This is a genomic window from Lamprobacter sp. (genome assembly GCF_034860625.1).
In the GTDB taxonomy this organism is placed as follows: Bacteria; Pseudomonadota; Gammaproteobacteria; order Chromatiales; family Chromatiaceae; genus Lamprobacter.
The window spans coordinates 1-4,878 of record NZ_JAYESN010000231.1; the positions used below are offsets into that span (position 1 = coordinate 1).

Sequence of the window (4,878 nt, forward strand, 5' to 3'; positions counted from 1 at the left end):
GCGCTACACGAATCCGCGGGAGGTGACGCTGCAGCTCTCTTCGCCGCAGCTGGCACACTCTGTTCGCCTGGTGCTGTTGCTGGACAAGATCCTGATGCTCTTGGATGGGCTCTGGTTCGCCGGTCTCCTGAGCAACAAGCAACGCAAGGAGGCCACCCACCGTCTACGTCGCCTGGTCTAAGGGCTTGGGCGCTCAATCATCGATCTGGAGCGCCGCGCGCGCGATTCTGCACAGCGTGCGGGCAAAGACGCCGAACTGCTGGCGGCCGATGACGCGGTGAATGCGTTGACGCTGGCGACGGGCTCGCTGGTCGATGGCGATGAGGAGGATGAGGATGAAACGTCCACGCAGGACGATGATGGGGGTGATGTGGGAGAGGATTCTAAGAGCGAAGCCTCTTAGACTGACTCCGCGGACTTGAGGTCATCGGTCTGACGCAGACGCTCAGCTCAGGGTCTGCAGATCGCGTTCCGGTTGCCAAACGCCTCCTGCCAGTCCTCATGGCCACTGGCTCTCCGGAAGCGATTGATCCACAGCTGCTGTGGATAAACCTGTGCGCAGTCCCGGTGAGAGGACCGCAAGCACCTGCCGAATCAATCGCTGCGATCGCAATGGTCAGAGGATGACCAACCCTGCTGCTCGCAGCAGGCGGCGGATCGTTTGCCAACGCGCTTGCAAATGGCTCGTCTTGCAGCATCCAGCGCTGCTAGGACGCGGGTCACAACGCCAGTCGGCGCCCGACCCCACCGCTCACGCAGTGATCGCCATAGGCCTGCGCAAACGCGACGATCGCCGCATCACCCGTGCAATGGGTCGGCAGCACATCGGTCACCCCGAGCGCCTGCAAGGCCTGCACCGATCGAGTGATCTCGGCATCATCGGCATACATCAAGTGAAAACCGCCAATCGCCCAGCGGATCGGCTCACCGAGCAGTGCCCGACCCCGCTCGACGATCTGCTCCATGCCCGGATGGGCGCAGCCACTGATCGCCAGGGTGACGCCGCCGAGGTTGAGGATCAGGGCCTGTTCTGGCGGCTGACTGTCGAGCAGACCGGTGGAGAACAGCCCAGGTGCGAGGATCTGCGGCTCAGCACCGACGACGATGACCTCGCGGCAGAGGCCGTGCAGATCTTGGATCAGGTGTTTGGAGAAGCCCTCATGCAGCACCACACTGAGCGCCGGATTGGCCTCGAGCACCGAGTCCAGCCCGCCCAGGTGATCCCAGTGCGGATGAGAGAGGAAGAGCTGATCGACCGCGTCCATCGAGAGGCCGAGGGCGGCCATGTTCTTCAGCAGCACGCGGCCATTGCTGCCGGTGTCGAAGAGCAGCGTTCGCTCGCCGGTCTCGATCAGGGCGGCGAAACCCCAAAGCGCGGTGAGTCCGGCGGGGCTTGGCTGGTTGTCGAACAGGATGGTCAGGCGAAGATGAGCGGTCATCAGGGTATCCTGGTATTGGGGGAGCACGGAATCAGTCTCAACGGCTGTCTCATGTCGCCGGCGCGAACCTGTTCAGCCGAGGTGATCAGCGCTAGGGCACGGCAGCGATTCCGCCGGCTTGAGCGGACAGCGATTGACCAGTCTCCTGGAGCGGTGGCCCCGGTTGCCACAGACTGTCGGCTTCGGTCTTGAGCCTCGATGCATGGAGCCTGCCGTGTGCTGTAGGGCTGGATGACCCTCAAGCTCCCAACACCATGAGGCATGACCATGCAGCCTATGCGAGCAGCCTGGCTTTTGGCATTGATCGTTTTCGGTCTGGCGTCCTGGGCTGGTGCCTGGGCGCAGGAGCCCTGGACCTTGAGCGACTTCTACGACGAGTACAACGACATCCGCGTGAGGATCGCGGCGGTCAAAAATGCACAGGGCGATCAGTTGAAGCTCCATGCCGCGAGCAATGAATCGCGCATCTGGGTGACCTTTCTGCCCGCCACGACGGCGCCCGCGCTGGATTCGACAGCGAACCTGGCGTGGTGGTGTGGTGATGCGGAGCAGCGGCTGACGCGCGAGGCGGTCACGCACCAGCTCGCGGAACGCAGCGGTGAACCACCCTCCTCGCTCTATCACGCCGGCGCGCATTACGTCTCCTTCGTGCTTAAGCATGCCGACGGGCTGGACGTGCCAACGGGGCCTATCGCTGCACTGCAAGCCTGCCAGGGCAGGCTCAGTCTGGGTTATCTCGCTGCCGATGGTGGGTTTGCTGAGACGTCGTTCGAGCTGGAAGGCGCAGCGGCGGCGATCGCTGAAGTGGCAGACGTCGTACTTCGCTGAACATCGTGGGCGAGAGCCGCTAATATCCTGATGCTGCGGCCATGAGCCCCTTGGTTCGCAAGCCACTGTTAGCTTTCACCCGCCCGTCGCAAGACCTCGGTGATCAGGGCATCCGAGAGCCGATCGCCCTGACAAGACAAGGCCAGCAAGCGCGGCTCTACGGTCTTCACCAACCCTCGGCGTGTCACGGCCAACAGGACGCCATGCTGCTCAATGGCCGAACAACACTGACATCCCGGTTGGCTTGGCAGGGGTTGCAGCACTGACGGTGGCTTCCTGACCCGATGAGGGTAGACTCAACATCATCACAACATCAACCATGAAGACACCTGATGGGACTCTTAAGCGGCCTCCTTGGCAACGCCTCCACCATCGATCCAGCCAAGCTGGCCGATGAGTTCGAACCCATCCTCGCCGCAGAGGAGACCATCGAGGTCGCCTTCAAGGTCATCCGCGATCAGTTCATCTTCACCAACGCGCGCCTGCTGCTGATCGACAAGCAGGGGCTGACCGGCAAGAAGGTCAAGTATCTCTCGATCCCCTACAAGGCGATTACCCGCTTCTCGGTCGAGACCGCCGGGCATTTTGATCTGGATGCGGAGCTGAAGGTGTGGGTCTCGGGGGCCAGCGAGCCGGTCTCCAAGACCCTGCGCGGTGCAGATCATGTCACCGAGATCCAGAAGGCGCTGGCGACGGCCGTGCTCGCTGTGCAGTGAGCAATCGCCTCAGACGCTGTACAGGAACTAAATATATGATATATAATACATTATTTTCAGCTCATGGGGCGATTTTTTGACCAACCCCCCTTTTTATTCGGAGCAACCGGTATGACTTCAGACGGCGCTCATCCATGTGCAAGGTACCCAAGTGACTTGTCAGACGAAGAATGGGCTATCATTGAACCAATCATCGGTAGTGCCCCGATAAGCAGGATGAGTTTTCGTAACCCGCTGATACTTTAAGCGTATTTCACACAGTCACCCCATGGATTGGGGCACTACCCAATCATCAACAAGCTTGATCCCTATAAAACAGGACGTAAGCGCAAATCAAATCTTCGCGAGATTCTGAACGCGATCTTTTATCTAAACAAAACAGGATGTCCATGGCGTTATTTACCAAAAGACTTCCCTTCTTATCATCTTGTTAATTACTACTATAATAAGTGGACGCATAGCGGACTACTTGAGCAGATCAACGCTGCGTTGCGCGCACGCCTGCGACAAAAAGAAGATCGCAACCCAGATCCCAGTGGCGCGATCATTGATAGCCAAAGCGTCAAAGGCACGCCTGAGTCGTCGATTGAGTCTGGCTTTGACGGGGGCAAGCTCGTCAAGGGCCGTAAGCGCCATATTGTAGTCGATACAATGGGTTGTCTCTTGGTCGTCTACGTGCATGCCGCCAACATCTTTGATGGCAAAGCGGCCCGCGACGTCCTGACCCGTTTGTTCGTCATCCTGCAAAGCGTAAAGATTATCTGGGCTGATTGTGGATACTTAGGTGATGAACTCTTTCGTTGGGTTCTGTCAGAGTTCCAGTGTACCCTTGAGGTTGTCAAGCGCAAGTCAGGCACGAAAGGGTTTCATGTATTGCCACGTCGTTGGGTCGTAGAGCGGACCTTCGCGTGGCTCGGTCGGTCACGCCGATTAAGCAAAGACTACGAGCGAAATCCGCGCTCAAGCGAATCACAAGTTTACCTTGCATCATCTCGGCTTTTGCTGCGTCAACTCTGCGATAATCAAATTGCTTTCGGGTAGATTAATTCATGCCTGATTGCAGATCTAATAATTAAATTTGCTCGAGCGGCTTCCTATACAGCGTCTCAACCGCCCACTGGCGCTGATCCGCCTCGCCGGGCTGCCGCTGAGTCTCACCCTGCTGTCGATCCTCTCCGGCAGCGTCATCAACCGGGTGATGGTGGTCGAACTTGGCCTGCCGGTGATCCTGGCCGGGCTGTTCCTCGCCATCCCGTTGTTGATCTCGCCGGTGCGGATCTGGCTCGGGCATCTGTCTGATGCGTATCCGCTGTGGGGTCGGCGCCGCGAGCCCTATCTGATCGTCGGTGACACTGGGGGGCATGGATGTGGCGGCGACAACGCAGCTGACGATGTTCTGGGGCCTCGGGGCGCTGGCGGCGATCCTGGTCTCTGGCCTGGTGCTGATCCCCTGGCTGGGGCTGGCACGGCTGTACCGGCTGGGCATCGTTTTACTGCTGCCGCTGTTCGTCGGCGTGGTGCTGGCCGGTGTCATGCAAGCACCGGGGTTGCTGCAGCTCTGTGTGCTCGGGCTTGGGCTCAGCACCGGGCTGGCCGCAGCCAGCCTGTTGGCGCAGACGGTGTCCTTCACCAGTACGCAAAGCGCCGGACTCTTGCTCGGGGTCTGGGGCTTGGGCTTCCAGCTCGGCCGCGCGCTGGCCAACCTGCTCGGTGCCGGGTTGGTCGATGGGCTCAATCGCGTCACTGGCGAGGTGGCGCTGCTCGCCTATGGCGGTGCCTTTGCGATCGAAGGCGGGTTCCTGATCGACGCCCTGCTGCTGTTCGGGCGCTTGCGGATGGGCGGCGGCACCGGTGGTGAACGAGGCTTGAACGGGCTCAGGGCTGAAGCTGGGTCA

6 protein-coding genes and 2 pseudogenes are annotated in these 4,878 nt (G+C 60.0%); 7 read left to right on the top strand and 1 reads right to left on the bottom strand.

The genetic code is table 11. The annotated features are described in order from the left end of the window. Positions 1–181: pseudogene (locus VBE63_RS24775) on the top strand (hypothetical protein); the annotation flags it as partial. A 538-nt stretch (positions 182–719) separates the two neighbouring features. Here the strand turns inward: VBE63_RS24775 and VBE63_RS24780 are convergent. After that, complete coding sequence (locus tag VBE63_RS24780; RefSeq protein WP_323685682.1) at positions 720–1,439, bottom strand: MBL fold metallo-hydrolase; 720 nt, start codon at positions 1,437–1,439, stop codon at positions 720–722. A gap of 357 nt (positions 1,440–1,796) precedes the next feature. Between VBE63_RS24780 and VBE63_RS24785 the strand changes: the two genes are divergently transcribed. The 6 genes and pseudogenes from VBE63_RS24785 to VBE63_RS24810 form a co-directional block, all read left to right on the top strand. Further along, complete coding sequence (locus tag VBE63_RS24785; RefSeq protein ID WP_323685683.1) at positions 1,797–2,267, top strand: hypothetical protein; 471 nt, start codon at positions 1,797–1,799, stop codon at positions 2,265–2,267. A gap of 41 nt (positions 2,268–2,308) precedes the next feature. After that, on the top strand, positions 2,309–2,533 hold the full coding sequence (locus tag VBE63_RS24790) for a hypothetical protein (RefSeq protein ID WP_323685684.1): 225 nt from the start codon (positions 2,309–2,311) through the stop codon (positions 2,531–2,533). Positions 2,534–2,599: 66 nt separating this feature from the next. Beyond that, positions 2,600–2,983, top strand: coding sequence for a PH domain-containing protein (locus VBE63_RS24795; RefSeq protein WP_323685685.1), 384 nt, complete (start codon positions 2,600–2,602; stop codon positions 2,981–2,983). Positions 2,984–3,256: 273 nt separating this feature from the next. Then, complete coding sequence (locus VBE63_RS24800; RefSeq protein ID WP_323685686.1) at positions 3,257–4,024, top strand: IS5 family transposase; 768 nt, start codon at positions 3,257–3,259, stop codon at positions 4,022–4,024. Between the two features lie 157 nt (positions 4,025–4,181). Then, positions 4,182–4,274, top strand: a pseudogene (locus VBE63_RS31605) (PucC family protein); the annotation flags it as partial. A 55-nt stretch (positions 4,275–4,329) separates the two neighbouring features. Next, on the top strand, positions 4,330–4,878 hold a 549-nt coding region (locus VBE63_RS24810), incomplete at its 3' end, for a PucC family protein (RefSeq protein ID WP_323685688.1).